The organism is Rhodovastum atsumiense, from assembly GCF_937425535.1.
Lineage (GTDB): Bacteria > Pseudomonadota > Alphaproteobacteria > Acetobacterales > Acetobacteraceae > Rhodovastum > Rhodovastum atsumiense.
The window spans coordinates 1,216,885-1,243,275 of sequence record NZ_OW485601.1 but is presented as its reverse complement, the minus strand read 5'-3'; the positions used below and the strand labels follow the sequence as shown (position 1 = coordinate 1,243,275).

At 71.7% G+C, this 26,391-nt stretch carries 21 protein-coding genes; 15 read left to right on the top strand and 6 right to left on the bottom strand.

Features of this window, described 5'->3' with window-relative positions; translation table 11 throughout:
- The first annotated feature begins 16 nt into the window (after positions 1 to 16).
- Genes NBY65_RS05470 through bcsD form a run of 4 tightly spaced genes read left to right on the top strand, consistent with a single transcriptional unit; the run spans position 17 to position 9,376 of the window.
- Positions 17 to 826, top strand: a complete 810-nt coding sequence (locus NBY65_RS05470) for a cellulose synthase operon protein YhjQ/BcsQ (RefSeq protein ID WP_150038496.1) — start codon at positions 17 to 19, stop codon at positions 824 to 826.
- Positions 823 to 5,355 (top strand): UDP-forming cellulose synthase catalytic subunit, encoded by a 4,533-nt coding sequence (gene bcsA / locus NBY65_RS05465; protein WP_150038498.1) that lies wholly within the window; start codon positions 823 to 825, stop codon positions 5,353 to 5,355. The genes NBY65_RS05470 and bcsA overlap by 4 nt, the downstream gene beginning before the upstream one ends.
- 11 nt (positions 5,356 to 5,366) lie before the next feature.
- Positions 5,367 to 8,957 (top strand): cellulose biosynthesis protein BcsC, encoded by a 3,591-nt coding sequence (locus tag NBY65_RS05460; RefSeq protein ID WP_284347511.1) that lies wholly within the window; start codon positions 5,367 to 5,369, stop codon positions 8,955 to 8,957.
- Complete coding sequence (bcsD, locus tag NBY65_RS05455; protein ID WP_162530351.1) at positions 8,954 to 9,376, top strand: cellulose biosynthesis protein BcsD; 423 nt, start codon at positions 8,954 to 8,956, stop codon at positions 9,374 to 9,376. The genes NBY65_RS05460 and bcsD overlap by 4 nt, the downstream gene beginning before the upstream one ends.
- A gap of 44 nt (positions 9,377 to 9,420) precedes the next feature.
- Here bcsD and NBY65_RS05450 read toward each other — a convergent pair whose 3' ends face one another.
- Together NBY65_RS05450 and NBY65_RS05445 are read right to left on the bottom strand one after the other, a co-directional pair.
- On the bottom strand, positions 9,421 to 9,624 hold the full coding sequence (locus NBY65_RS05450; RefSeq protein ID WP_150038504.1) for a hypothetical protein: 204 nt from the start codon (positions 9,622 to 9,624) through the stop codon (positions 9,421 to 9,423).
- A 147-nt stretch (positions 9,625 to 9,771) separates the two neighbouring features.
- Positions 9,772 to 10,716, bottom strand: a complete 945-nt coding sequence (locus NBY65_RS05445; RefSeq protein ID WP_150038506.1) for an NAD(P)H-dependent flavin oxidoreductase — start codon at positions 10,714 to 10,716, stop codon at positions 9,772 to 9,774.
- Between the two features lie 120 nt (positions 10,717 to 10,836).
- On the opposite strand from NBY65_RS05445, the gene NBY65_RS05440 reads away from it, so the two are divergent.
- From NBY65_RS05440 to NBY65_RS05430, 3 genes are all read left to right on the top strand, one after another.
- Entirely contained in the window at positions 10,837 to 11,784 is a 948-nt protein-coding gene (locus tag NBY65_RS05440; protein WP_150038508.1) for a 3-hydroxyacyl-CoA dehydrogenase family protein, read from the top strand.
- 96 nt (positions 11,785 to 11,880) lie between these two features.
- Positions 11,881 to 12,183 (top strand): YciI family protein, encoded by a 303-nt coding sequence (locus NBY65_RS05435; protein WP_150038510.1) that lies wholly within the window; start codon positions 11,881 to 11,883, stop codon positions 12,181 to 12,183.
- A 126-nt stretch (positions 12,184 to 12,309) separates the two neighbouring features.
- On the top strand, positions 12,310 to 13,524 hold the full coding sequence (locus NBY65_RS05430; RefSeq protein WP_150038512.1) for a YeeE/YedE family protein: 1,215 nt from the start codon (positions 12,310 to 12,312) through the stop codon (positions 13,522 to 13,524).
- A 128-nt stretch (positions 13,525 to 13,652) separates the two neighbouring features.
- Here NBY65_RS05430 and NBY65_RS05425 read toward each other — a convergent pair whose 3' ends face one another.
- The 3 genes from NBY65_RS05425 to NBY65_RS05415 form a co-directional block, all read right to left on the bottom strand.
- Positions 13,653 to 14,372, bottom strand: coding sequence for a hypothetical protein (locus NBY65_RS05425; protein ID WP_162530332.1), 720 nt, complete (start codon positions 14,370 to 14,372; stop codon positions 13,653 to 13,655).
- Positions 14,373 to 14,448: 76 nt separating this feature from the next.
- On the bottom strand, positions 14,449 to 15,828 hold the full coding sequence (locus NBY65_RS05420; protein WP_150038514.1) for a sigma-54-dependent transcriptional regulator: 1,380 nt from the start codon (positions 15,826 to 15,828) through the stop codon (positions 14,449 to 14,451).
- The gene (locus tag NBY65_RS05415) at positions 15,813 to 17,261 is read right to left on the bottom strand and encodes a sensor histidine kinase (RefSeq protein ID WP_150038516.1); all 1,449 of its coding nucleotides are present in this window, start codon (positions 17,259 to 17,261) and stop codon (positions 15,813 to 15,815) included. Before NBY65_RS05415 ends, NBY65_RS05420 begins: the two co-directional genes overlap by 16 nt.
- A 123-nt stretch (positions 17,262 to 17,384) precedes the next feature.
- Between NBY65_RS05415 and NBY65_RS05410 the strand changes: the two genes are divergently transcribed.
- The 4 genes from NBY65_RS05410 (at position 17,385) to NBY65_RS05395 (ending at position 21,255) form a co-directional block, all read left to right on the top strand.
- A complete protein-coding gene (locus tag NBY65_RS05410) occupies positions 17,385 to 18,287 on the top strand; it encodes a GGDEF domain-containing protein (protein ID WP_150038518.1) in 903 nt (300 codons plus the stop codon).
- A gap of 81 nt (positions 18,288 to 18,368) precedes the next feature.
- Positions 18,369 to 19,370, top strand: coding sequence for an NAD(P)H-quinone oxidoreductase (locus NBY65_RS05405; RefSeq protein ID WP_150038520.1), 1,002 nt, complete (start codon positions 18,369 to 18,371; stop codon positions 19,368 to 19,370).
- A complete protein-coding gene (locus NBY65_RS05400; protein ID WP_150038522.1) occupies positions 19,367 to 20,152 on the top strand; it encodes an alpha/beta fold hydrolase in 786 nt (261 codons plus the stop codon). The genes NBY65_RS05405 and NBY65_RS05400 overlap by 4 nt, the downstream gene beginning before the upstream one ends.
- Before the next feature lie 221 nt (positions 20,153 to 20,373).
- Complete coding sequence (locus tag NBY65_RS05395) at positions 20,374 to 21,255, top strand: alpha/beta fold hydrolase (RefSeq protein WP_150038524.1); 882 nt, start codon at positions 20,374 to 20,376, stop codon at positions 21,253 to 21,255.
- 27 nt (positions 21,256 to 21,282) lie between these two features.
- Here NBY65_RS05395 and NBY65_RS05390 read toward each other — a convergent pair whose 3' ends face one another.
- Positions 21,283 to 22,920, bottom strand: coding sequence for a serine hydrolase domain-containing protein (locus tag NBY65_RS05390; protein WP_150038526.1), 1,638 nt, complete (start codon positions 22,918 to 22,920; stop codon positions 21,283 to 21,285).
- Positions 22,921 to 23,115: 195 nt separating this feature from the next.
- Between NBY65_RS05390 and NBY65_RS05385 the strand changes: the two genes are divergently transcribed.
- Genes NBY65_RS05385 through NBY65_RS05370 form a run of 4 tightly spaced genes read left to right on the top strand, consistent with a single transcriptional unit; the run spans position 23,116 to position 26,381 of the window.
- Complete coding sequence (locus NBY65_RS05385; RefSeq protein ID WP_150038528.1) at positions 23,116 to 23,994, top strand: branched-chain amino acid ABC transporter permease; 879 nt, start codon at positions 23,116 to 23,118, stop codon at positions 23,992 to 23,994.
- Positions 23,991 to 24,923 carry a branched-chain amino acid ABC transporter permease gene (locus tag NBY65_RS05380; protein ID WP_150038530.1) on the top strand — a complete coding sequence of 311 codons (933 nt, stop codon included), beginning with the start codon at positions 23,991 to 23,993 and terminating at the stop codon, positions 24,921 to 24,923. The genes NBY65_RS05385 and NBY65_RS05380 overlap by 4 nt, the downstream gene beginning before the upstream one ends.
- A complete protein-coding gene (locus tag NBY65_RS05375; protein ID WP_150038532.1) occupies positions 24,920 to 25,663 on the top strand; it encodes an ABC transporter ATP-binding protein in 744 nt (247 codons plus the stop codon). Before NBY65_RS05380 ends, NBY65_RS05375 begins: the two co-directional genes overlap by 4 nt.
- Positions 25,653 to 26,381: an ABC transporter ATP-binding protein gene (locus NBY65_RS05370; protein WP_203330333.1), complete on the top strand. Its 729-nt coding sequence runs from the start codon at positions 25,653 to 25,655 to the stop codon at positions 26,379 to 26,381. The genes NBY65_RS05375 and NBY65_RS05370 overlap by 11 nt, the downstream gene beginning before the upstream one ends.
- Positions 26,382 to 26,391: the final 10 nt, after the last annotated feature.

The following is a 26,391-nucleotide window of genomic DNA, read 5'->3' as shown; positions in this document are numbered from 1 at the left end:
GCGCCGGAGCACCGGCATGCCGCTGATCTGTTTCGCCTCCCCGAAAGGTGGCGTGGGCAAGACCACGCTCGCGGCCAACGTCGCCTGCGAACTGGTGCGGACGGGGCGGGAAGTGGTGGCGATCGACATCGACCCGCAGAATGCGTTGCGGCTGACCTTCGGCGTGCCGCTCGACGATGCCATGGCCTTTACCAGCCGGCTGGCGGCACGGCCGGACTGGCGACGCTGCGCGCGGATGACGGCCCCGGGCGTGTGCCTGCTCGCGCACGGGCCGTGCAGCCATGGCGCCGCCCTGGCGCTGGCGGCCGCCATCGCCGCTGATCCCGGACTGCTCGTGGATCCGCTGCGGGAAATGCTGGTAGCGCATCCGCAGTTGCACGTGGTCGTGGACACCATGTCGGGCCCGACCCCGCAACTCGGCGCGGTGACGAAGCTCGCCGACCTGACGGTGGCGGTGCTGCTGGCGGATGCCGCCTCGGCCGCGTTGATCCCGGCGATCGAGCGAGGGGACCTGTTGGGGGGGCAGGCGCCGGAGCGCGTGGTGTTCGCGTTGAACCAGTTCGATCCGCGCCCCCGGCTCGCGCCCGCGATTGCCGAGGTGATGTCGCGGCAGCTCGGCGACAGGCTGCTCGGGTGCGTCTATCGCGACGAGAACGTGGGAGAGGCGATCGCGGCGCAGCTTCCGGTGGCGGAGTACGCCCCGGGCGCGAAGGCGGCGCAGGATCTCGCGCAACTGGCGGCGGCGATTGCCGGGCGGCTGTCGGTGCCGGCCACGACACCAGGGCAGGGGGCGGAGGCGGCCTCCCTTGGGGGAGTGCCGGCATGACCCCTGCGCCCGAGCGCCCGATCCTCGCGGGCGGCGGCCGCGTGAGCTGGCCGGAATGGGTCATGCTCGGTCTGCTCGGGCCGGTTGGCCTGGTGCTGCTGTGGACGACGGCGACGGTGGCGCTCGATCCGGAGCATCAGGCGGCCCTCGCCGGGGGCACCATGCTGCTGTTCCTGCTGTGCAACCGCGTGGCGGGGCGGCCGATGACGCTGTTCCTGATGGTGCTCTCGGCGGCGATGTCGCTGCGCTACATCCTGTGGCGCTTCACCGAGACGCTGGAGTTCACCACCACGCTGCAATGGCTGCTCGGGGCCGGCCTGGCGACCGCCGAGCTCTACGCCATCCTGGTGCTGGCGCTCGGCTACATGCAGATGATCTGGCCGCTGGAGCGCAAGCCGGTGCCGCTGCCGGACGATCCGGCGCAATGGCCGACGGTCGATGTCTACATCCCCACCTACAACGAGGACCTTTCGGTGGTGCGGGCCACCGTGCTGGCGGCCATGAACATGGACTGGCCGCGCGAGAAGATGCAGGTCTGGATCCTCGATGACGGGCGGCGGCGGGACTTCCGCGATTTTGCCGAAGAGTGCGGCTGCGGCTACATCATCCGCCCCGACAACAGCCATGCCAAGGCGGGCAACCTCAATCACGCGATGCGGCTGACCGATGGCGCGTTCATCGCCATCTTCGACTGCGACCACGTGCCGACCCGCGCCTTCCTGCAACTGACCATGGGCTGGATGCTGCGCGATCCGGGGCTCGCCCTGATCCAGACGCCGCATTACTTCTATTCGCCCGATCCGTTCCAGCGCAACCTTGCCGCCGGCACGCGCGTCCCCGCCGAGAGCAACCTGTTCTACGGCATCATCCAGGACGGCAACGATTTCTGGGATGCCACGTTCTTCTGCGGCTCCTGCGCGGTGATGCGCCGCGCCGCGCTGGACAGCGTCGGCGGGGTGGCGGTCGAGACGGTGACCGAGGATGCCCATACCGCGCTGAAGATGCACCGGCGCGGCTGGCGCTCGGCCTATCTGCGCATCCCGCTCGCGGCCGGGCTCGCCACCGAGCGGCTGATCCTGCATATCGGCCAGCGCATGCGCTGGGCGCGCGGCAACCTGCAGATCCTGCGCATCGACAACCCGCTGTTCGGGCCGGGGCTGAGCCTGGGCCAGCGGCTTTGCTATTTCAGCGCGACGATCCACTGGCTGTTTGCCCTGCCGCGGCTGGTGTTCCTGACCGCGCCGCTGGCCTTCCTGCTGCTGGGCCAGAGCATCATTGCCGCCTCGCCGCTGGCCATCGTGGCCTATGCGTTGCCGCACATCTTCCATTCGGTGGCGACCAGCGCGCGCATCCAGGGACGCTGGCGGCATTCCTACTGGAGCGAAATCTACGAGACCGTGCTGGCGCTGTTCCTGGTGCGGGTGACGCTGCAGACCCTGCTGTCGCCGCGCAAGGGCAAGTTCAACGTCACCGACAAGGGAGGGCTGCTCGGCAGCGGCTATTTCGACATGCGGGCGGTGTACCCGAACCTGCTGCTGGCGCTGGTGCTCGCGGCCGGGCTGGCGCGCGGCCTCTGGGGGTTGCTGTTCGGGCATCCCGACACGCTCGCGTTCCAGGCGCTGCTGCTGAACTCGATCTGGGTGAGCTTCAGCCTGGTGGTGGTCATGGCGGCGCTGGCGGTCGGGCGGGAGACGCGGCAGATCCGTCGCAACGCCCGTGTGCGCGCCCGGCTGCCGGTGACGCTGCTGCTGCCGGATGGCCGTGCCGCGCAGGGCCATTCCTACAATCTCTCGCTCAGCGGCGGGGCCATGCGCATGGACATGGTCGATGACGTGCCGGCGGGCACGCCGGTCGATCTCGAGTTCAGCGTGGGCGCGGAGCGGATCCTGATCCCCGCCACGGCGCAGCGGTGGGACAACCAGACGCTGCAGGTGTTCTGGCGCATCGACGACATCGCCGTGGAAAGCCGCATCGTGCAGGTCGTGTTCGGCCGGGCCGATGCGTGGCTCGAATGGGATCGCTACGAGAAGGACCGGCCGCTGCTCAGCCTGTGGCGCGTGCTGGTGAGCATCCGCGGGCTGTTCCGCCCGCGCGGGCAGTTCCTCGCGCCGTCGGATCCGCCGCCCCCGCCCCCGGCGCTCGCCCGGTCAGGGGCGGGCGGCACGCTGAGCCGGCAGAGCTACATGCTGCCCCCGCGTGGCCGTCCTGCCCTGCGCCGGGCCATCACCGTGGCGTTGCTGGTGGCATTGCCGTCGGTGGCCCGGGCGCAGCCGCAGCCGCCTGTGACTGCACCGGTGATCCGACCCTATGCGGCGCCGGTGCCGGCCCTGCCATCGCCGTTTCCCGCCGCGCCGCCGCCTGTCGCAGCCACGGCCTTGCCGCCGCTCGGGCCCGACATGCGGCGGGTGGTGCTGAGCCTGCACGATCTCGGCGTGGAGCAGCCGATGATGATGCGCGGCACCAGCGCGCTGCAGGGGGTGCTGTTTGGCATCCGTGGCGACGAGGTGGTGACCGATGCGCGGCTGTCGCTGGCCGGCGCGACCTCGCCCGCGCTGGTCCCGGAGCAGTCCGCGATCACCGTGACGCTGAACGAACAATATGTCGGCACCATCCAGCCCGATCGCGACCGCCCGCAGTTCGGGCCGGTGGAAATGGTCGTCAACCCGGTCTTCTTCCAGGATCGCAACCGGCTGAACTTCCGCTTCGCCGGTCGCACCGCGGCGCCCTGCGACGATCCGCTGAGCGGGCTGCTGTGGGCGATCGTGTCGGATCGCGCCACGCTGACGCTGACCCTGGCGCGGCTGCCGGCGCAACGCGATCTCGCGCGCCTGCCGCTGCCCTTCTTCGACCGCAACCTGCGCACGAAGCTGGTGCTGCCCTTCGTGGTGGCGGAAGGCGCGTCCAACGAGACGTTGCAGGCCGCGGCCATCGTTGCGTCCTGGCTTGGCGTGCTCGCCGATTATCGCGGCACCTCCTTTCCCGTGGGCACCGAGGCCCCGGCCGAAGGCAACGCCATCCTGGTCACCACCCCGCGTGATGCCAATGGACAGGGCGGCGGGCTGGCGCTGCCCCCGCTCAACGGACCGACGCTCGCCTTGCTGCCCAATCCCAACGACCCGCTCGGGACGCTGCTGGTGGTGGCCGGCCGCACCGGGGCGGAGACGATGGCGGCGGCGAGCGCGCTCGCCCTCGGCGGCCCGTTCCTGGGCGGATCCATCGCGACGGTGCAGCCGCCGGCGACGGCACCGCGCCTGCCCTTCGATGCCCCGCGCTGGCTGCCGACCGACCGTCCGGTGCGGTTCGGCGAACTGGTGGAGGCCACCGAGCTGCAGGGCACCGGCTACGCGCCCGGCACCTTCCGGGTGCCGTTCCGCGTCCCGCCGGATCTCTATACGTGGCGCCGCCGTCCGTTCCGGGCGGACATCGCCTTCCGCGCCCCACCCGGGCCGGTGGTGGACCTTGCCGTCTCGCGCCTGGATGTGTCGATCAACGGGCTCTATCTGCGCAGCTTTCCGCTGGCATCGCGCGCCGGCCCGTGGGACTGGGGCCTGCGGCAGCTTGGCTTCGGCGTGCCGCAGCTCGGCGGCATCGCCGCGATCCCGCCCTGGATGGTGTTCGGCAGCAACCAGCTCGAACTGTCCTTCGATGCGCGGCCGCTGCGGCGCGGCGAGTGCGTGGCGATCCCCGATGAGCTGCGCCTGGCGGTGGATGCCGACAGCACGCTCGACCTGTCGAACGCCTATCATTTCGCCTCCCTGCCGGACCTGGCGGCCTTCGCCGGCGCGGGCTTCCCGTTCACCCGCATGGCGGATCTGGCGGAGACGGTGGTGATCCTGCCGGACCAGCCGGGCACGGTCGAGGTCTCGGCCTTCCTGGGATTGATGGGGCGGATGGGGACCGTCACCGGTCTCCCGGCGCTGCGCCTGAGCGTGCTGCGCCCCGCCGGGGCGGCGGCGGTGGCGGGCAAGGACGTGCTGATGCTGGGGACGCTGTCGCACATGGCGGCGGCGGCCGGGATGCTGCAGGCGAGCCCGTTCCGGCTGGACGGCGGCAGCCTGCAGGTGACGCTGCCCGATGCGCTGCCGGGACTGCGGCGGCTGTTCGGCGACCCCACCGGGGACGCGCGCCGTGCCGCGGCGACCGCGCTCGCCACCCCGCTTGGCAGCGGCAAGGCGGTGATGCTGGGGGCGGCCGCGCCCGCGGGCGGCGGACGGTCGCTGGTGGCGCTGCTGGCCGGCGAGCCGCAGGGCGTCGACGCCATGGTGCAGGCGCTGGCCGATCCCAGGATGCTGGCCGGGATCCAGGGGGACCTTTCCTTGCTCTCGGCGGGGCAGGTCACCTCGTGGCGTGCCGGCCCGGGCTACACGGTGGGCGAGTTGCCGCCCTGGCTGTGGCCCGACTGGCTGCTGCGCGACAGTCCCGCCTGGCTGCTCGGGCTGACACTGGCCGCCGCGGCGGTGCTGAGCTTCGTGCTGCTGCGCGTGCTGCTGTGGAGTGCCGCGCGTCGGCTGCGCCGGCGGGCAGGGTAGGTGCCATGGCGATGGTTCGACGCATCCTGCCGGTGGCGCTGGCGATCCTGACTGCGGCACCGCCCGCGGCGGCGCAGACGGAACGCCCGGCGGCGGCCCGGGTGCTGCTGGACCAGGCGTCCTATTGGCTGCAGCAGGCCCAGTACGAACCGGCGCAGCGCGCGCTGGACCAGTTGTTGCGGCTGGAGCCACGCAGCCCCGACGCCCTGGCGTTGCAGGCACAATTGCAGGCGGCGCGGGGCAATCGCCGCGCGGCCCTGGAAAGCCTGGCGGCCCTGCGCGAGGCGCGGCCGGACGACCCGCGCCTGGCCACGATCGAGCAAACCCTGCGCGTCGGCACGATCGACCCGGCCGCGCTCGAGGAGGCGCGCCGGCTCGGGCGCGAGGGACGCGCGGCGGAGGCGGTGGCGCGCTACCAGCGCCTGTTCCAGGGGCCGCCGCCGGGTCCGCTCGCGGTCGAGTACTACCAGACCCTGGCCGGCACCGATGGCGGCTGGGAGCAGGCCCGCGATGGCCTGGCCCGCCTCGCGGCCAATCCGCAGGATCGGCGGGCGCAACTGGCCTATGCCGAGCTGCTGACCTACCGGCCGCAGACGCGTCAGGACGGCATCGGCCGGCTGGCGGGGCTGGCGCAGGATCCGGCCACCGCGGCCCGGGCGCAGCGGGCCTGGCGACAGGCGCTGGAATGGCTGCCCCTCGATGCCTCCGCCATCCCCGCCTACGAGGCGTACCTGGCGCGGCGGGCCGATGACGCGATCGCGCAACGGCTGCAGACCGCGCGCAACCCGCCGCTCAGCGCGGCGGACGTGGCGGGGAAGCAACGTCAGGCGGGCTTCGCGGCGCTGGAAGCCGGCAGGCTGCAGGAGGCGGAGGCGGCTTTCCGCGCCGTGCTGGCCGCGAATGAAAACGACGCCGACGCGCTCGGCGGCCTGGGGTTGGTGCGGTTGCGGCAGAACCAGACGGCGTCCGGCCGCGACCTGCTGGCACGAGCGATCGCCGCTGATCCGGCGCACAGGTCCCGCTGGGACGGCGCGCTCGCCGGGGCCGGCGTGGGCGACGAATACGAACGCGCCGGCAGCCTGATGCGGCGCGGCCGGCTGGCCGAGGCCGAGCAGGTGCTGCGTGGCCTGATCGCGCGTGGCGGCAATACCGCGGGGGCGCAGGCCATGCTGGCCGATGTGCTGGCCCGCCGTGGCGACCTGGCCGGGGCGGAGGCCCTGCTCGACCGGGCCGGCGCCGCCGGCAGCCCGGCCGCCGGGCGGGTCCGGGCGGAGGGGTTGCGCCAGCGCGCCGCGACGCTGTCGGATCCGGCGCAGAAGGTCGGGCTGCTGCGGGCCGCCGCCGCGGCGGCTCCGGCCGATCCCTGGATCCGGCTGGATCTCGCGCGGGCGCTCACCGCGTCGGGGCAGAAGGCGGAGGCGCGCGCCGAAATGGCGGGGCTCGCCGAGGGACGTGCCTCGGCCGAGGCGCTGCGGGCCGCGGCGCTGTTCGCGATCGAGGACGACCGGCCGGAGGATGCCGTGGCGCTGGCGACGCGCCTGTCGCCGGCGGCGCGCGGGCCGGAGTTGCAGGCGCTGCTGGCGCAGGCCCAGGCACGGGCCGAGATCCGCGATGCCGTGGCGCTGGGCGCGACCAGCCGGATGGCGGCACGGCAGAAGCTGCTGGCGCTGGCGGCGGCGCCCGATCCGGATGGCGGGCGCGGCGTCGCCATCGCGCGCGGCTTCATGGCGTTGCACGATCCGGCCGGCGCGCGCGAGGCCCTGGCGATCGCCCAGGCGGGCACGCGCACGCCCACGCCGGCGCAGCGCCTTGCCTATGCCGGCGCGCTGCTCTCGGCCGGTGACGATGCCGGCGCGCGGGCGTTGCTGGCCTCGCTGCCGGCCACGGGCGCGCTGACCCCGGCCCAGCAACAGGCGTTGCAGGGGCTGCGCAACGGCCTTGCCGTACGGGCCGCCGATGCGCTGGGCACGCAGGGCCGGCCGGCCGACGCCTATGACCAGTTGGCGCCGGCGCTGGCGGCGTCCCCCGATGATCCGGGGCTGAACCTGGCGCTGGCGCGGCTGTACCGGGGCACCGACGATGCAAGGCGGGCGCTCGAGATCAGCCTCGCGGTGCTGGCGCGCGATCCCGCCGACATGGCGACGCGGCGCGCGGCGGTGCAGGCCGCGATCGCCGCGCGCGACTGGGAGCGGGCCGAAGCCCTGGCGCGCGAAGGCACGCAGGTGGCGCCGAACGATCCGGTGGCATGGCTGGCCGCGGCCGAGCTGGCGCGGGCCCGTGGCAATGCGCGGCGGGCATTGCAGGATCTGCGCACCGCCCGCAGCCTGCGCGAGCAGCAGGTCGGTATCGATGGCGCGGGCGGCCTGTCGCGCGCACTGCCGTCGGGCTTTCCCCCGGCGGTGCCGGCGGCCAATCCCTTCCGCGCCGGCGCGACGGTGGTGGCAAGCGCCACGCCAGGGGCGGGCGACGCGACGCTCGGGGAGATTGACGGCCAGATCGGCACACTTCGCCAGGAGCTGGCGCCGAAGCTCTCGCTCGGGCCATCATTGCGCGTGCGCAGTGGTTCGGCGGGCCTCGACCGGCTCAGCGAGACCACCGTGCCGCTGGAAATGCTGGTCATGCCGCTCGGACGGGGGCGGGCGAGCATCGGTGCCACGCCGACCTTCCTCGATGCCGGGCAACTGGCGTCGGGCACGACGAGCCAGGCGCAGTTCGGCACGGCGGCCTTCGGATCCAAGCCGCTGGCTCCCAGCCAGCATGCCGAGGGCGTCGGGTTGAGCGCCGCCTACGAACTCGGCTGGCTGAAGGCCGATATCGGCAGCACCCCGCTCGGCTTCCCGCTGCAGGCCCTGGTCGGCGGGGTGGAAGTGTCGCCGGCCCTCAATGAGAGGATGCGGTTGCGCCTGCGCGGCGAGCGGCGGGCGGTGACCGATTCGGTGCTGTCCTATGCCGGGACGCACGACACCACCAACAACACGCTCTGGGGGGGGGTGACCCGGCTCGGCGGGCATGCGCAGATGGAGCTGAGCCTCGGGGATGCGCTGCTGTACGGCGGTGGCGGCGGCGCGCGGCTGACCGGCCGGGGGGTCGCGCCCAATACCATGCTCGAATTCGGCGCGGGCGGCTCCACGGCGGTGTGGCGCCAGGGCGGCGAGGAAGTGCGGCTGGGGCTCGATCTGGTCTATTTCGGCTATGGCAGGAACCTGCGTTATTTCTCGCTCGGGCAGGGCGGGTATTTCAGCCCGCAGAGCTACATGGCGGCGATGGTGCCGGTTACTTACACCTCGCGCGGCGAGGGGCTGACCTGGTCGGTGGGCGGCGCGGTCGGCTACCAGACCTATCGCGAATCCGCCTCGCCGGTATTTCCGAACGATGCCCGTCTGCAATGGACTTTGCAGAACCAGGCTGCGTCGGACACGGTGACGACCTATCCCGGCCGCAGCGCCTCGGGCCTGGCGGGCAATCTGCGCGGCAATATCGAATATCGCATCAGTCCGTCGCTTACCCTCGGCGGTCGGGCAGGCTATCAGGCCACCGGCAACTGGAACGAGTTCGCGGCCTCGTTGTACGCGCGCTACATCTTCAATGGAGACACATGGTGAGCCTGTTTCTGCGGGCATTCGCGGCTGAGATCGACGCGCAGGCCGGGGTGGCCGGACGGGATGCGCTGTTGCGCACGGTGGGGCGGAAGATGGCGCAACTGGCGCCGCTGGCGCCGGTGAGTTCGCTGGAGGCGCTGGAGGCGGAAATGAACGGGGTGCTGGCCGGCATCCGCTGGGGACGCACGCGGGTGACGCTGCACGAGGCAGAGCGCGCGGTGATCTTCACCCATGCCGGGCTGCCCGGCGTGGGCGGGGCCGGGGAGCCGCCGGGGATGTGGCTGGCCGCCGCGCTGGAGGGCCTGTACGAGACCTGGATGGGGTCGCAACCGGGGGCCGATCCCGCCATGAAGGCGCGGCGGGTCACCGGCGGCACCGCCGATGGGCTGGTGATCCGCTACACGCGCGGGTCGGCCGGATAGCCGCAGCGAGGCCAGGGCGGCCGCTCTGGCCTCGCTGCGTCCTTTCAGTAATGGCGACGATGCCGCGGGTGATGGCGGTGATGCGGGCGGTGCCAGCGCGCCTGCTCGATGGCTGTTTCCGTGCCGGTCGTTGCCGCTTCGATCGTGGCGGCGGCGACGGGCGCGCGCGCCGCGGCGGCCGCCGGCGTGGCATGGGTCGCAAAGGCGAGCATGGCGCTGGCGAAGATGCCAGCCATGAGAATACGCATGATGGGGCCTTCAGGATTGGGACTGCGGGGCCGGTCGTGAACCGGCCCCGCGCCGACCATAGCCGCTGATTCGGCAGCCTGGTCAACGTCGTCGCCATCCGGGCAGACACGCAGCAAACTCGTAACGGCAGCGTGCCAGAAATCCGATCAGGGCGCCAAGCGCAGCCGGGCCGCCGCGTATTCGCGCCGCAGCCGTGCCACCAGTTCCGCCGCCGGCACGACCGCCTTGATGGCACCGATGCCCTGGCCCGAGCCCCAGATGTCCTTCCAGGCCTTCGCCGCGCCGAAATCCATCCGCGACGGGTCCGATCCCGGCAGGGTGTCGGGGTCGAGTCCGGCCTGGATCAGGCTCGGCTTCAGGTAGTTGCCGTGTACGCCGGTGATCAGGTCAGTGTAGACGATATCCGCCGCGTTGCCCGCCACGACCATCTGCTTGTAGGCGTCCACGGCCCGCGCCTCGGTGGTGGCGATGAAGGCCGATCCGACATAGGCGAGGTCGGCCCCCAACGCCTGGGCCGCCAGCACCGCCCCGCCGGTGGCGATGGCGCCGGCCAGCACCAGCGGCCCGTCGAACCAGTCCCGGATTTCCTGCACCAGCGCGAAGGGCGAGGTGGTGCCGGCATGGCCACCGGCGCCGGCGGCCACCGCGATCAGCCCGTCCGCGCCTTTCTCGATCGCCTTGCGGGCGAAGCGGTCGCTGATGACGTCGTGCAGCACGATGCCGCCATAGGAATGCGCGGCCTGGTACACCTCCTCGCGGGCGCCGAGCGAGGTGATCATGATCGGCACGCGGTGCGCGACGCAGATCTCTAGGTCCTGCTGCAGCCGCGCATTGGAGCGGTGCACGATCTGGTTCACCGCGAAGGGCGCGGCCTTGCGGTCCGGATATTTCGCGTCGTGCTCGGCCAGTTCGCCGGTGATGCGGCGCAGCCATTCGTCCAGCATCTCCGGTGGGCGCGCGTTCAGGGCGGGGAAGCTGCCGACGATGCCGGCCTTGCATTGCGCGATCACCAGTTCCGGGCCGGAGACGATGAACATCGGCGAGCCGATCACCGGCAGCGGCAGGCCCTGCAGGATGGGGGGAAGCGCCATGTCGTGGATTCCTGGACTGTGTTGTTGGGCCATGGGGCGAGGCAGTTGACGTCGCATCTTCCGCATCGCCAAACTGCGGTCAAACCGCCCGGAACGGGCATGTCCAGGGGAGAAACGTGCATGCAGGTCGCCGTGATCGGGGCGGGCCATATGGGCCACGCCCTTGCCCTTGTCTTCGCGCTGGGCGGCCATGCCGTCCGCCTCACCGATACCAGTGCCGAGGTGCTGGCCCGGGCCGGGGCGCTGATGGAAGCCGCGCTGGCGACGCTGCGCGAGGCCGGGGAGGTGGATGCGGCCTGGACCGCCGCGCGGCTGCATGCGGTGGTCACGCGCTGCCCGACGCTCGCGGAGGCGGTCTCCGGCGCGGAGCTGATCGTCGAGGCGATCGTCGAAAAACCCGAAGCCAAGCGCGAGCTGTTCGCCGAAATCGACCTGGCCGCGCGCGATGACGCCATCATCGCGAGCAACACCAGCTATCTCGACATCTTCCCGTTGGTGCCGCGGCGGCGGCTGCCGCGCACGCTGATCGCGCACTGGTACACGCCGCCCTATCTGGTGGATCTCTGCGACATCGTCGGCGGCGACGGCACCGACCCCGCCGTGGTCGCCACGGTTCGCGACCTCGTCGCCGCCATGGGCAAGGTGCCGGTGGTGATGCGGCGCTTCATTCCCGGCTACATCGCCAACCGCATCCAGTCGGCGATCGCGCTGGAAGTGAACCACCTGCTCGACGAGGGCTACGCCACGCCGAGCGAGATCGACGATGCGATCATCCACGGCCTCGCCCTGCGCATGCCCGTGCTCGGCCATCTCGCCAAGACCGACTTCACCGGGCTGGTGCTGGCCCGGGCCGCGCTCGCCAACGGCACCTACGCGCCGCCGCCGGCCCGCGGGCGCAGCGAAACGCTCGACCTGCTGGTGGAGCAGGGCCGCACCGGCGTGATGTCCGGCCGCGGCTATTTCGACTGGGGCGGCCGGACGCCGGCGGAACTGTTGCGCGATCGCGATCGCAGGTTACTCGCGCTCCGGCAGGCGCTGCGTGCGATCGGGCCGTTGCGGGGCGACTGAGGCCTGTCCCCGGGATCGGCTCTGTTGCACGGCCCGACACCGTGCGAATGTCTGTCATTCCACGTTGCCACCGGGGCGTGGCGGGAGGTTGATGCGATGCCGCAATACGTCGTCATTGCCTGGGACGGCACCGATGCCGGGGCGCCGGCGCGCCGGTTGGCCGCGCGTCCGGCGCATCTCGACAATGTCGCGCCGATGGTCGAGGCCGGCCGGCTCAAGATCGGCGGTGCGATCGTCGACGAGGCGGGGGGGATGATCGGCTCGGTCTGCATCCTCGACGTCGCCAGCCGGGAGGAACTGGATCACTGGCTCGCCACCGATCCCTATGTCACCGGCAAGGTCTGGCAGAAGATCGAGGTGCATCCCATGCGCATCGCCGTTCAGGCCCGGCACGGATAGGGGGGCGGACAGCCCGGCGGATTCCGCCGGGCAGGAATTCCACGCACAAAAATTGTATTACATAGCCAATTCGTTGAATTAATTCCCGGCCGGCCTCATGTGCCGCTCTCGAACACGGAGCAGCGCATGTCAGGCAGTGTCTTTCCCTCCCGGATCCTCGCGATCCCCTCGGCCCAGCCACTCGTCGCCGCGGCGGCGGTCCTCGGCTTCGCCGCCCTGTCCCTGGCCATCGCCCAGGTCGCGACGCCGCGCATGGTCGCCTTGCTGCTGATCGGTGGCCTGCTCGGCATGGCGCTGTACCATGCCTCGTTCGGCTTCACCTCGGCCTATCGCGGCTTTCTCGCCGAGCGTCGCAGCGCCGGATTGCGCGCGCAGTTCGTCATGCTGGCGCTGGCGACGCTGCTGTTCTTCCCCGTGCTCGCGCAGGGCAGCCTGTTCGGTCAGCCCGTCATCGGCAACGTGGCGCCGCTCGGCCCCTCGGTCGTGATCGGCGCCTTCCTGTTCGGCGTGGGCATGCAACTCGGTGCGGGCTGTGCGTCCGGGACCCTGTTCACGGTGGGGGGCGGCAACCTGCGCATGGTGGTCACGCTCGCCTTCTTCATCCTGGGCTCGGTGGTCGGCGTCGCGCATATCGGCTGGTGGCAGGCTTTGCCCGGATTGCCGGCGGTTTCCCTGGTGAGCGCGTTCGGCTGGCCGGTGGCGCTGGCCGTCAATCTCGCCGTGTTCGCCGCCCTGTTCCTGCTGGTGCAGGCTGCGGAATATCGCCGCCATGGAACCGTCGCACCGATCGGCGGGACCATGTCGGCGCGCCGCTTCCTGGTCGGGCCCTGGCCGATCCTGCTCGGTGGCATCGCGCTGGCGCTGCTGAACTTCGCCACCCTGGCTGTTGCCGGCAAGCCCTGGGGCATTACCTCGGCCTTCGGCATCTGGGGGGCGAAGCTGCTGGCACCGCTCGGTCTCGACGTGTCGCACTGGGGATCCTGGGCCGAGCCGGCCTATCAGCGGGCGTTGTCGCGCCCGGTGCTGGCGGACGTCACGTCGGTGATGGATTTCGGCATCATGCTGGGGGCGCTGCTCGCGGCGGGCCTGGCCGGCCGGTTCGCGCCGAGCCTGCGCATTCCCGCCCGCCACCTGCTGGCCTCGGTGATCGGCGGGCTGCTGATGGGGTACGGCGCGCGGCTCGCCTATGGCTGCAACATCGGCGCCTTCTTCAGCGGCATTGCTTCCGGCAGCCTGCATGGCTGGCTGTGGATCGCCCTGGCGATCGCGGGCAGCGCGGTGGGGATCCGTCTGCGGCCGGTCTTCGGCATGGACCCGCCACGCCGCAACGCCGCCTGCTGAGGCAGGGGCGCCCTGGGGGGCAGGATTCCCCAGGGCGCCTGCCGTTCCGGAACGTTTCCCGACTGACCGTGTGCGGTCAGAACGCTCCGGACGGAGGGGGGCCGATCCGGCGTGCCGCGGTCAGAGGCTCACGGCCGCGGCGGGGGCGGCGCATCGGCCGGGCCCATCGGCCCCGGGCCGCCAGGTCCGCCCATCATCGGGCCATGCGGGCGGTCATGCGGGCCGGGACCGGGACGCGGCCCGGCGACCGGCTGGGTATGCTCCTTGTCCGCGCCGATCGCCTGGGCGGAGACCACCGTCCCGAGCGGGGTGGTGCCGCCGACGCCGCGGGCGAACAGCGTCTTGCCCGGCTCCAGCAATGCCGTCAGGCGCTGCGCTTCCGGCGGCGGCAGGCGCACGATCGCGCCGTTCTCGAGCAGCACGCCGTCCACGTCGCCGCGCGGCGTGTGCAACTGCGCCTTCACCTGGCCTTCCACCTCGATGGGGGTGGTGCCGTGCGGGCTACGCCAGCCCTCGACCGTGGTGCCGGTCGCGTCGTTCGTGACCGAGCCGGCCATGATCATCGGCACGGCCTTGGCCTTCAGGCCGTGGATGGTCACCGCATCGCCGGGCTTGACCGTGAACACCAGCGCGTCGGAGAGGCGGGGCGCTACATGCACTTCGGTGCCGTCGGCCAGCAGGAACCCGTTCACGTCGCCGCGCGGCCCGAGCAGATACTGCGCCACCTTGCCTTTCACCGCGGGCAATTGCGCCGGATCGTACACTGGCCCTCGCTGTGCCCAGGCCCCCGCGCTGGTGGCGGCGATCAGCAGGCTGGCCGCGAGCAACGTTGTTCTCAGCTTCGGCATCGTCTTCTCCGTCGGGGCCAGGATGGCCCGTTGCATGCCTCACCGCAACCCGCGTGCCAACGCATAATATATTGATTTATCTATATTTTTCTTCGGTTTCGGCAGGCGTTCCGTCCGGAGTTCCGACGCCATCTGTCCGTATTCCGGACGGATCCAGCCCGAGGCGCCGCATCTTTTCGTACAGCAACTGGCGATGGATCCCCAGCCGCCGCGCTGCCTCGGCACGGTTGCCGCCGCAGGAGGCCAGTGCCCGCCGGATCATCTCCGCTTCCAGCCTGGCCACCGCGCCCGGCAGGTCGCCGGCCAGCCAGTCGGGGGCGGCGGCCTCGGTGCCGTCGAGGAAGCCGAAATCGGCGGCGGTCAGCACCGGCAGCGGGGCCAGCACGGCGGCCCGCTCGATGGCGTTGCGCAACTCGCGCACGTTGCCCGGCCAGGGATAGGCCAGCAGCCGGGCGGCCGCCTCCGCCGAGAGCCGCTTCGCCGATCCGGCGAGGGCGAGGAAATGCTCGGCGAGCGGCAGGATGTCGGAGAGCCGTTCGCGCAGCGGCGGCAGTTGCACCGGCACCACGCCGATGCGGTAGAACAGGTCCTCGCGGAACGATCCCTTGGCCACCATCGTCCTCAGGTCGCGATGCGTCGCCGCCAGGATGCGCACATCGACCGGCACGGGCCGCCCGCCCACCGGCACCACCACCCGGTCCTGCAGCACGCGCAGCAGCTTGGCCTGCATCGCCAGGTCCATGTCGCCGATCTCGTCGAGGAACAGCGTGCCGCCATCGGCGTCGCGGAAGCTGCCGGCGCGGTCGGCGGTGGCGCCGGTGAAGGCGCCGCGGGCATGGCCGAACAACTGGCTTTCCAGCAACGTGGCCGGGATGGCGGCGCAGTTGAGCGCGACGAAGGCCCGCCCGGAGCGCCGCCCGTGCCGGTGGATGGCGCGCGCGACCACTTCCTTGCCGGTGCCGGTCTCGCCGGTGATCAGCACCGTCGCCTCGCTGTCGGCGAGCCGCCCGATCGCCTTCTGCACCTCCCGCATCGGCGCCGAGGAGCCCACCAGCTCGTCGGCCTCCGCCGGCGGCGGGGCCGGCCGCGCCGGGGCAGGGGGCGGCAGCATGCGCGCGACCAGCCCGGCCAGGTCGGCGCGGCCCACCGGCTTGGCGAGATGGTCCACCGCCCCCAGCCGCATGGCCTCGATGGTGTTGGCTGCGGTCGGCACCGCCGTCAGCACGGCGACCGCCGGGGGGGCGGGCAGGGCCCGGATGCGGCGCAGCACCTCGATGCCGTCGAGCCCGGGCATGCGCAGGTCGAGCAGCACCGCGTCGATCCCGCCCGCCCGGATGCGGTCAAGCCCTGCCATCCCGTCCGCCGCCTGCTCCGGCTCGTGGCCGAGATCGCCAAGCGTCTCGGCGATGCTTTCGCGCAGGGCGTCGTCGTCGTCGATGATCAGGATGCGGGACATGACGGTTCCAGGGTGTGCGGTTCCGGGGCGGGCAGTTCCAGCAGGAAGGTGGCGCCGCGCCCCTCGCCGCCCGGATCGGCCAGGAGCAGCGTGCCACCTTGCGCCTCGGCCAGCTCGCGGGCGATCGCGAGCCCGAGCCCGGTGCCGTCGGCGCGCCCGGTGACGAAGGGTTCGAACAGGGTGGCCCGCAGCGCCGCCGGCACGCCCGGTCCGTCATCGGCAACCGTGATCCGCGTCATCCTTCCGCTCACCTCCCCGTGCAACCGCACCGTGGCCCCCGCGGGCGAAAGCTGCCGCGCATTCGCCAGCAGCGAATCGAGCGCCCGCCGCGTCAGCGCCGGGTCGAGCACCGCCCGTGTCCCGGCCGGCGCCATCGCCGCCACCCGCGGGTGATCGGCCGCGCAGGCCGCCAGGAACCCGGGCAGGTCCACTGCTTCCGGCGCTGGCGTGCGCCGCTGCGTCATGGCCAGCAATTCCCCGATCAGCCGGTCGAGCCGGGCGATCTGCGCCAGGATCGCCTCCAGCGCCGCCCGTCGGCGCGCCTCGTCGCCCGCCAGCGCGTTCTCCGCCTTCAGCCGCATCGCCGCGATCGGGTTGCGGATCTCGTGTGCCACCCCCGCCGCCACGCGTCCCAGCGCCGCCAGCCGCTCCGACAACGCCACCCGCGCCGCCAGTTCCTCCGAGCGCTGCCGCGCCTCGGCCAGCCGCGTCCGGGCGAGATCGAGGGCGGCGACGATGCGGTCCAGCTCGCGTTCGCCGGTGGGGGCGAGCCGCGGCAGCTCGCCGCTTTCCGGCGCGGCCAGCGCCGCCGCGATGCCGCGCACATGCCGCGCCCAGGTCCGTTGCAGCCAGGTGATCAGCGCCGCCATCGCCAGCATCAGCGCGAGCAGGACCGCCAGCCCCGCCTGCAGCACCCGCGGCCCTTCGGCCTCCGGCACCGTGACGGCGACATAGGCCACCAGGTTCGCCACCGGCCCGGCCAGCGGGCAGGCCGCGATCCCGACCGGGCCGAGCAGGCTGTCCTGCCGGCGCAGGGCCTGACGCTCCTCGCTCACGGCTTCACCGACCGTGGCGAGCACCGCGGCATCCGGCGGGCCCAGGGCCGTGCCACGGCGCGCCAGCATGCCTTCGCCCTCCCGCCAGATGCCGGCCTCGAGCGCCGGGCTGAGCGGCACCGCCCCGGCGAGCAGGGCGGAGAGATCGTGCCGGAACGAGGCATCCCCTTCCGGAGGCGCCGGTCCGGCCCAGCCCGCGGCGTAGAAACCCCAGCGGTCGTCGATCACGTCGCAGATCCGCGTCGCCACCGCCTCGGCCCGCGCCGCCTGGGCCATCGCCGAGGCGCGGTACAGCGAGACCAGCATGGCGCCGACCGCCAGCGAGGCGGCGAGCGACAGGGCCCAGAGCAAGGCGAGGCGGGAGCGCAGCGAACGCATCCGGCGATCTAAGCCGAGCCGGCCCCGCGCCGCCATATCGGGCGGAGGCCGGATGACGCATGAAGGTGGCGGGACCCCCCGCACAAGCTCGTTGCGGTTGCAGTCCGATGATTGCAATTTGTCATGCAACTGATTGAGGTCGGCATGCTCGACGAGGATCTTGCCTATCTGGCGACGCGCTTCGTGGTGGCGGCCCTGGCGGTGCTGGCGGCCGGCACCACGCTGGCCTATGTGCTGCGGATACGGCGGCAGGGTCGGCCGGTCGGGGTGGCTTTGTCCGGCAGCACGATCCTCGGGATCGCCGCCGGCATGTCGATCCATGACGCACTCGACACGGTGCGGTTGCTGCCGTCCACGCCGGTCGCCCTGAACAGTTGGATGTGGCTGTCCTGCTTCGACTTCCTGCTGCCGTTCTGGGGCTTCCTGCTGGTACGCGCCTGGCGCGCCCGCGACCGGGCCGAGGCGGAACTGGCGGAACTGGCGATGACGGATCCGCTCACGGGCGTGCTCAATCGCCGTGGCCTGATGACGCGCAGCGTGGTCGAGCTGATCCGGCAGCGTCGCCTGGGCGGTGCCGCCACGGTGGTGACGTTCGACCTCGATCGCTTCAAGGCGATCAATGACCGGCATGGCCATGACGCGGGCGACCGGGTGCTGTGCCGCTTCGCCGCCGTGCTCGCGAGCGGGCTGCGCGCGGGCGATCTGCTGGCGCGCACCGGCGGCGAGGAATTCGCGCTGCTGCTCGCGGGCAGCGATGCGGCCCAGGCGGCGGCCATCGTCGAACGGCTGCGCGAGCGTGTACGGGCCGAGGTGGCGCATCCTGCCGGTGTGGGAGGCGTGATTACCGCCAGCGCGGGCATCGCCGGGGTGGACGTGGCCGCCGCGCCTGAGATGGCGCTGGTCGGGGCGCTCGGTGCGGCCGACCGGGCGCTCTACCAGGCCAAGCATGACGGCCGCGACCGGGCCGTGCTGGCCGCGCCGCTGCCGGATGTCGCCGTCGCGGTGGCCTGTCCCTCCATGCCTTGACGCACACGCCTTGACGCACATGCCTTGACGGGGGCGCCCCGGCGGCGAAGCTTCGGCCGCATCGCTGATGGAGGCGTCCGCATGCCTGTCCCTGCCACCATGACCTTCATCGAGGCCGCCGGATCGGGCGGACCGGAGGTGCTGCGCCCGGCCACCGGCCCGGTGCCGCAGCCCAGGGCCGACGAGGTGCTGATCCGGGTGATGGCGGCCGGCGTCAACCGTCCCGACGTGCAGCAACGCCGCGGCGCCTATCCGCCGCCCCCCGGCGCGAGCCCGATCCTCGGCCTGGAGATCGCCGGCGAGGTGGTCGCCACCGGTGCCGAAGTGACGCAGTACCGCCCGGGCGACCGGGTCTGCGCGCTTGCCAATGGCGGCGGCTATGCCGAGTACTGCACGGCGCCGGCCGCGCAGACGCTGCCCTGGCCCGCCGGGTTCGACGCGCTGCGCGCCGCCGCCCTGCCGGAAACCTATTTCACCGTCTGGGCCAACGTGTTCATGCTGGGCCGGCTGGCGCCCGGGGAATCGCTGCTGGTGCATGGCGGCACCTCGGGCATCGGCGTGACCGCGATCCAGCTCGCCCGCGCCTTCGGCGCTACCGTCTATGCCACTGCCGGCTCGGACGAGAAGGTCGCCGCCTGCGAGCGGCTCGGTGCCGTCGGCATCAATTACCGCAGCGCCGACTTCCTGGCGGAGATCCAGCGCCTGACCGACAGGCGGGGCGTGGACGTGGTGCTCGACATGGTCGGTGCCAGCTATTTCCCGCGCAACCTGCGCTGCCTCGCCACCGACGGGCGGCTGGTGATCATCGCCTTCCTCGGCGGCTCGAAGCTTGAGGCGCTGGACCTGATGCCGATCATGACGCGGCGGCTGACCGTGACCGGATCGACCATGCGCCCGCGCAGCACCGCGCAGAAGGGGGCGATCGCGGCGGCACTGCGCGAACGCGTCTGGCCGCTGCTGGAAGCCGGGCAATGCGGCCCGGTGATCCACCAGGTCTTCCCGCTGGCCGAGGCGGCGGCGGCGCATGCGCTGATGGAGAGCAGTGCCCATATCGGCAAGATCATGCTGACCGTCGCCGCATGATCCTGCACGCCGCCGAGTCCGGCGAGGGACCGCCGCTGGTGCTGCTGCACGGCCTGTTCGGGCAGGCCGCGAATTTTGGCACGGTGCAGCGCCTGCTGGCGGCGAAGGCGCGGGTGATCGCGCTCGACCTGCGCAACCATGGTGCCAGCCCGCATGCGCCCGGCATGTCCTATGCCGAGATGGCGGCCGACGTGCTGGAGACGCTGCGGGCGCGCGACGCGTTGCCCTGCACCCTGGCCGGGCATTCCATGGGCGGCAAGGTGGCGATGCGGACGGCGCTGCAGGCGCCGGAGGCGATTTCGCGCCTGCTGGTCTCCGACATCGCGCCGGTGCGCTATCCGCCGGCCTTCCGTTCCTATGCCGAGGCGATGGCGGCGATTCCGTTGCGTCCGGGCCTGAGCCGTGCCGAGGCCGACGCGGCGCTCGCCGCCGTGGTGGAGGCACCGGGCGTGCGCGCCTTCCTGCTGCAGAACCTGCGCTTCGGTGTGACCCCCGCTTGGCGCATCGACCTCGCCGCGATCACCGTTGCCCTGTCCGGGATCGAGGACTGGCCGCCCGCCGAGGGCTTGTCCTATCCGGGGCCGGCCCTGTTCGTCTCGGGCGCGCGTTCCGACTACATCCGCCCGGAGCACCGCCCGGCGATCCGCGCGCTGTTCCCGGCTGCCCGCTTCCTGGCCGTCAAGGCGGCGGGGCACTGGGTCCATGCGGACAATCCGACCGGGTTCGCGGCCGTGATGGAGGCGTTTCTGCACGTGGGTCCCACGGCCAGCACGCAAGGATAGCCGGCTTCCCGGTCCGGTGCGGGACTATCGCGAAGGGCGATCAGGTAACGCTTGTCACGCGCCATGATCTCTGCGTGCATGGTTGGTGTGGCCGTCGTCCTTCCGGATTGAATGTCCGGTCGGTGCAACGGCGCCGGAGGGCCTGCGTCATCCTGGCCATGCCGCCGAGGCCCGCAGTGACGTGACGTCCTGGCCTATGTTCGCACGACCGGGGAGGACGAATGTTTTTCGAAGGGTTCACGCTGACCGAGAGTCCCGTTGATGGCGGCCGTATCCGGGTGCGCCATGGCGGGTCCGGTCCGCCGCTGCTGCTGCTGCACGGCAATCCGCAGACCCACGCCATGTGGCACAAGGTGGCACCGGTGCTGGCGCGGCGCTTCAGCGTGGTCTGCCCGGACCTGCGTGGCTATGGCGGCAGTTTCAGGCCGCCGGCGACCCCTGACCATGCGCCCTACGCCAAGCGGGCCATGGCCGCGGACATGGTCGCGCTGATGCAGGCGCTCGGGCATGACCGTTTCCTGCTGGCCGGGCATGATCGCGGGGCCCGGGTCGCGCACCGGCTCGCGCTCGACCACGCCGATCGCGTCGAGAAACTGGCAGTGCTCGACATCGTGCCGACGCTCGAGCATTTCGAGCGCGCCAACATGGACTTCGCGCTGGGCTACTATCACTGGTTCTGGCTCGCCCAGCCCGCTCCCTTCCCCGAGGATCTGATCAGCCGCGACCCCGAACTGTGGTGGCGCCATCATACCAGCCGCGAACCGAAGCAAGACGGCTTCTTCGCCCCCGAGGCGCTGGCCGACTACATGGCGGCGATCCACGATCCCGCGATGATCCGCGGCATGTGCGAGGACTATCGGGCCGCCGCCACGATCGACCTCGAGCACGACCGCGCCAGCCGCACCGCCGGCATCCGGATCCGCTGCCCGCTGCTGGTGCTGTGGGGCGACCACGGCAAAATCGGCCAGTGGTACGATCCGCTGGCGATCTGGCGCGGCTACGGCACCGGCGCGGTGGCCGGCGAGCCGGTGCCCGCGGGCCACTATCTCGCCGAGGAAGCGCCGGAAGCGGTGCTGGCAGCCTTCGAACGCTTCTTCGGTTGATCCGGCGGCATCGGCAGGGGGGCGCGATCAGGCCCGCGCCCCATCCTCCTGCCGCGGATAGCACAGCCGTCGCGCACGGTTGCCGGCCACGCACAATCCGCTGACCCGCCCGCCGGCGCGCAGCACGCGCACATCCAGCCACATCCGGAACAGCAGGCCGGGCATCCAGATGCGGATGATGTCGCCATCGACGGGTTCCACCAGCCAGGGACCGCGGCGGCTGGCCAGCGGGCCGCTGACCCGCAGCTCCGCGCTCCGGCCCGTGCCGGTGCCCGTCTCGGTGATGGTCCAGGTGGCGCCGATCTCGGCATTGGCGTAGCTGCCGGCGAGCCCCTCCGGCAGCGTGGGCGGCGGCACGGCGCGGCAATAGGTGGCACGCACCCCGGCATCCAGTTCCACCGCCAGCGCGCCGTCGGCGGCCAGCGCGCAGGTGAAGTCGCGGGCGGCGCGGCTGGCTTCCAGCCGGCCATCCTCGGTCGCGCGGAGGCGGAACGGCACGCCATGGGTGCTGCCCATCGGGTGCCCCGCCGCGTCGAGGCTGATATCGACGGTGGCGGCGTTGTCGCGGTCGACCCAGCGCCCGACCAGTTCTTCCAGCGCGGGGCGCGGCGGCAGGGCGTGCACCGGATGCACCTCGGGCATGCCGTCGAGCACCGCGTCCAGCACGTCATGCGCGAGATGATACGGATCCGAGGCCCCCTGGTTGGTCACGCAGATCACCGTGACCTCGCGCTCGGGTGCGCGCAGATATTCGGTGCGGTAGCCCGGCCACAGCCCGCCATGACCGACCGTGCGCACGCCGCGATGGTGGCGCACCAGCAGGCCGCGGGCATAGGGATTCACGCCGCCGCCGCTGAACTCGATCTGCCGCGTCAGCGCGGTCTCCAGCTCCGGGCCGCCGACGCGATGGGTGGTGAAGTTGCGGTCCCACAGCGCCAGGTCCTCGACGCAGGATACCAGCCCGCCTTCGCCGCCGAGCGGGAAGGCATGCGCCGCGCGCACGAAGCCGCCGCCCTGGCGTGGCAGGTAGCCGGTGGCCAGGCCCGGCGCCGGATCCTGCAGGCTTGGCGTCAGCCGCGTGCGGTTCATACCGAGTGGCGCGAAGATCCGGCGTTCGAGGAACGATCCCAGGCTTTCGCCGGCGACCCGCTCGACGATCATCCCGAGCAGGAGGAAGCCGGTGTTGCTGTAGAGATAGCGGCTGCCGGGGGCGAAGTTCAGCGTGCGCTGGCGGCAGATGCCGGCCAGCAGTTCCTCGGGCGTGACCGGCATGTCGAGATCGGTGCCGCCCTGGCGCATGATCTCCAGCATGTCGCGGATGCCGCTGACATTGTGCATCAGGTGGGCGAGCGTGATGCGCGCGGCGAAATCCGGCAGTTCCGGCAGGTAGTGGCGCGCTTCCTGGTCGATGTCGAGCCGGCCTTCCTGTGCCAGCATCAGCACGGCGGCACAGGTGAAGTGCTTGCTGACCGAGGCGATGCGGAACGTTGTCGCGGGGCCGACCGGAACCTCCAGTTCCAGGCTGGCGAGCCCGGCGCAGCGATGCACCGCCAGTTCGCCTTCGTACAGCACGCCGACCGCGACCCCCGGCGATCCCGGTGCTTCCCAGGGACGAACCAGCTGGTCGACGCGACGGCGCAGCAAGGCTGTGTCGAGGTCGTTCATGACTTGTTTCCTCCCTGTCGTCCTACGGGCGGCTGCAACCTACCGATGCCGGCGCCTGTCCGCCAGCCGGGCGAAGATGTTGCACAAGCCGTTCAAGGCGCGCGGCAGGGTCGCCGGCGCGTGACCCTCGCGGCAAGTTGACCCGTCGCGACGGCGTACCTATACGGTCGCAGCCTCGGGAAACGACAGGCAAACGTGACCGACTTCCTGCAACTCGTCGTCTCCGGCACGGCAACCGGAGCATGCTACGCGCTGGCGGCGCTGGCTTTCACCCTGCTCTGGCAGGCTTCCGGAACGATCAATTTCGCGCTCGGCGAAATGGTCATGCTTCCGGCCTTCCTGATGCTGTTCTGCCTCCGCACCCTCGACCTGCCCTTGGCACCGGCATTCCTGCTGACCTGCATTGCATCGATGCTGGTGCTGGGCTGGGGCTTCAAGAAGGCGGTGGCTGATCCGCTGATCCGCCACGGGGTCGTTCCGCTGGTGATCGCCACGCTCGGTTTGTCGACCGCGCTGAAACAGACGGTGCGGGCCGGCTATTCCGCCGACGTGTTCACCTTTCCCTCGATCTTTCCGGACACGCTGCTCTCGATCGGCGGGGCGAAGCTGTCGGTGGCGGAACTGGGCACGCTGCTGGTGGCCGGGGGCGTGGTGCTGGCGCTGCAGCTATTCCTCTCGCGCACCCTCACCGGACGGTCGATGCAGGCGGTGGCGCAGAACCGCGACGCCGCCGCGGTGCTCGGCATCAATGTCGAGCGCATGGTGCTCTATGCCTTCCTTGTCACCGCGCTGCTCGCCGCGACCAGCGCGCTGCTGATCGCCCCGACCAGTCTCGCCAAGTTCGACATGGGCGACACGCTGGGGCTGAAGGCGTTCTATGCCGCCATCATCGGCGGCTTCAACCAGAGCCGTGGCGCGCTGCTCGGCGGCGTGCTGGTGGGGGTGCTGGAGAACCTGGTCGGCGCGTACATCTCTCCCGGCTACAAGGACGGCGTGGCGCTGGCCCTGTTCCTGGCGGTGATCCTGTTCCGCCCGCAGGGTTTGCTGGGTACCGCGGAGGAACGCCGGGTATGACGCGCTGGCGCTGGGCGGCGCTGGCCGCCGCAATCGTGGCGTTGTGGCTGCTGCCCTACGGGTTGAAGCAGTACGGCATCTATCTGCTGACAAGTTGGTGCGTCTGGACGATCGCCGGGCTGGGGCTGAACCTGACGGTCGGCTATGCCGGCCAGATCTCGCTGGCGCAGGCCGCCTTCCTCGGCATCGGCGCCTATGCCAATGCCCTGCTGCTGCAGGCCGGGGTGGCGTTCTTCGCCGCCTTGCCGGTCTCCGCGCTGATCTGCTTCGGGGTCGGCCTGGCCCTGGGCTTCCCGGCGCTGCGGGTGCGGCACCATTATCTCGCCTTCGCCACGCTCGGCTTCAACGTGCTGGTGTTCCTGCTGGCGCGCAACGAGGACTGGCTGACCGGCGGCAGCCTCGGCCTCAACAACATTCCCCGCCCGACGCTGCTGGGCTGGCGCTTCACCACCGCGCTCGATTTCTACCACGTCACGCTGGTCGCGCTGCTGGTGGTGGCCGGGCTGATGGCGCTGCTGCTGCGCTCGCCCTGGGGCCGTGCCTTCGCCGCCCTGCGCGACAATCCGATCCGCGCCGAGAGCGTGGGCATCGACACCACCTTCTACACGCTGATGGCCTTCGCCATCGGTGCGGCCTGCGGCGGCGTGGCCGGCGCCTTCTTCGCCTCGATGGTCCGCTTCATCGATCCCACGCCGTTCGGGCTGGCCAATTCGCTCGCCATGCTGCTGATGGTGGTGGTGGGCGGGCAGGGCCGCTTCTTCGGTCCGGCGCTCGGAGCCGTGGTGGTCGTGCTGCTGCCGGAGTGGCTGCGCTTTGCCGCCGACTGGTACCTTGCCCTGTTCGGCTTCCTGGTCGTGGCCATGATGATCTGGCTGCCGGGCGGGCTGCTGTCGCTGCCCGGACGCTTCACCCGTGGGGCGCGCCGATGAGCGCGTTGCTGGCCGTGCGCGACCTGCGCCGGAACTACGGCGCCATCCGCGCCGTCGACGGCGTCAGCTTCACCGTCGCCCCGGGCGAGATCCTGGGCGTGATCGGTCCCAACGGCAGCGGCAAGACCACGCTGTTCAACGCCATTCTCGGCCAGGTGCGGCCGAGCGCGGGGCAGGTGCTGTTCGATGGCCGCGACGTCACCGGGTTCGGGCCGGTGCGGCTGGCGCGGCTGGGCATCGGCCGGACCTTCCAGACCCTGCAGGTCTTCGCCAGCCTCTCGGTCCGCGACAACCTGATCGCCGCGGCGCAGGAATTCGCGGGCTCTCCCGGCCGGCGCCTGTTCGCCCGGCCCGATGCCGGGCTCGCGGCGCGGGCAGAGGAAATGATCGAGCTGTTCCGCCTCGGCCATGTCGCCCACCGCCCGGCCGGCACGTTGTCCTATGGCCAGCAGAAGCTGGTCGACATCGCCATGGCGTTCATGCCGGCGCCGCGGCTGGTGCTGCTCGACGAGCCCTGCGCCGGCGTCAACCCGACGCTGATCGCGCAACTGGCCGATCTGTTGCGCCGGCTCAACCGTGAGCATCGCGCCAGCTTCGTGCTGATCGAGCACAACATGGATTTCGTAATGACCCTGTGCGAGCGGGTGATCTGCCTCGCCCAGGGCCGTCTGCTCGCCGATGGCAGCCCGGCGCAGGTGCAGTCCGACCGGGCGGTGCTGGAGGCCTATCTTGGCGCCTGACCTGATCCGCTTCGAGGATGTCTCGGCCGGCTATGGCGCGCTCACCATCCTCGACCACCTGAGCGCCACGGTGCGCGCGGGCGAGATCACCCTGCTGATCGGGCCCAACGGCGCCGGCAAGTCGACGGTGCTGAAGACCTTCTTCGGCCTGGTGAAGCCGAGCGCGGGCCGCATCCTTTTCCAGGACGAGGAGGTGGGCGGCCTGTCCCCGGCCGCGCTGCTGCGCCGTGGCATCGCCTTCGTCCCGCAGGGGCGCAACCTGTTCCCTTCGCTCAGCGTGGCGCACAACCTGGAACTCGGCGCGGTGACATTGCCGCGGGCGCTGCGGGCCGAGCGCTGCGCCGAGGCGCTCGCCCGCTTCCCCGGTTTCGCCGAGCGGATCCGCAACCAGGCTTCCACGTTGTCCGGGGGCGAGCAGAAGCAGCTCGAAATCGCGCGCGCCCTGCTGCTGCGGCCCGAGGTGCTGCTGATCGACGAGCCGTCGATCGGGCTGTCGCCGATCGTCAGTCGCGACGTGTTCCGCCTGCTGCGCAGCCTCGCCGATGCCGGCACCACCGTGCTGATGGTCGAGCAGAACGTGCGCAGCGCCCTGGCCATCGCCGACCGGGTGCTGCTGCTGGAAGGTGGGCGCGTGGTGCTGGACAGCCCCGCCGCGGCGCTGCTGGATGATCCCGACCTCAACCGCGTCTTCCTCGGCCGGGCCGTCGGCGCCGGCTGACCTCGTTGGC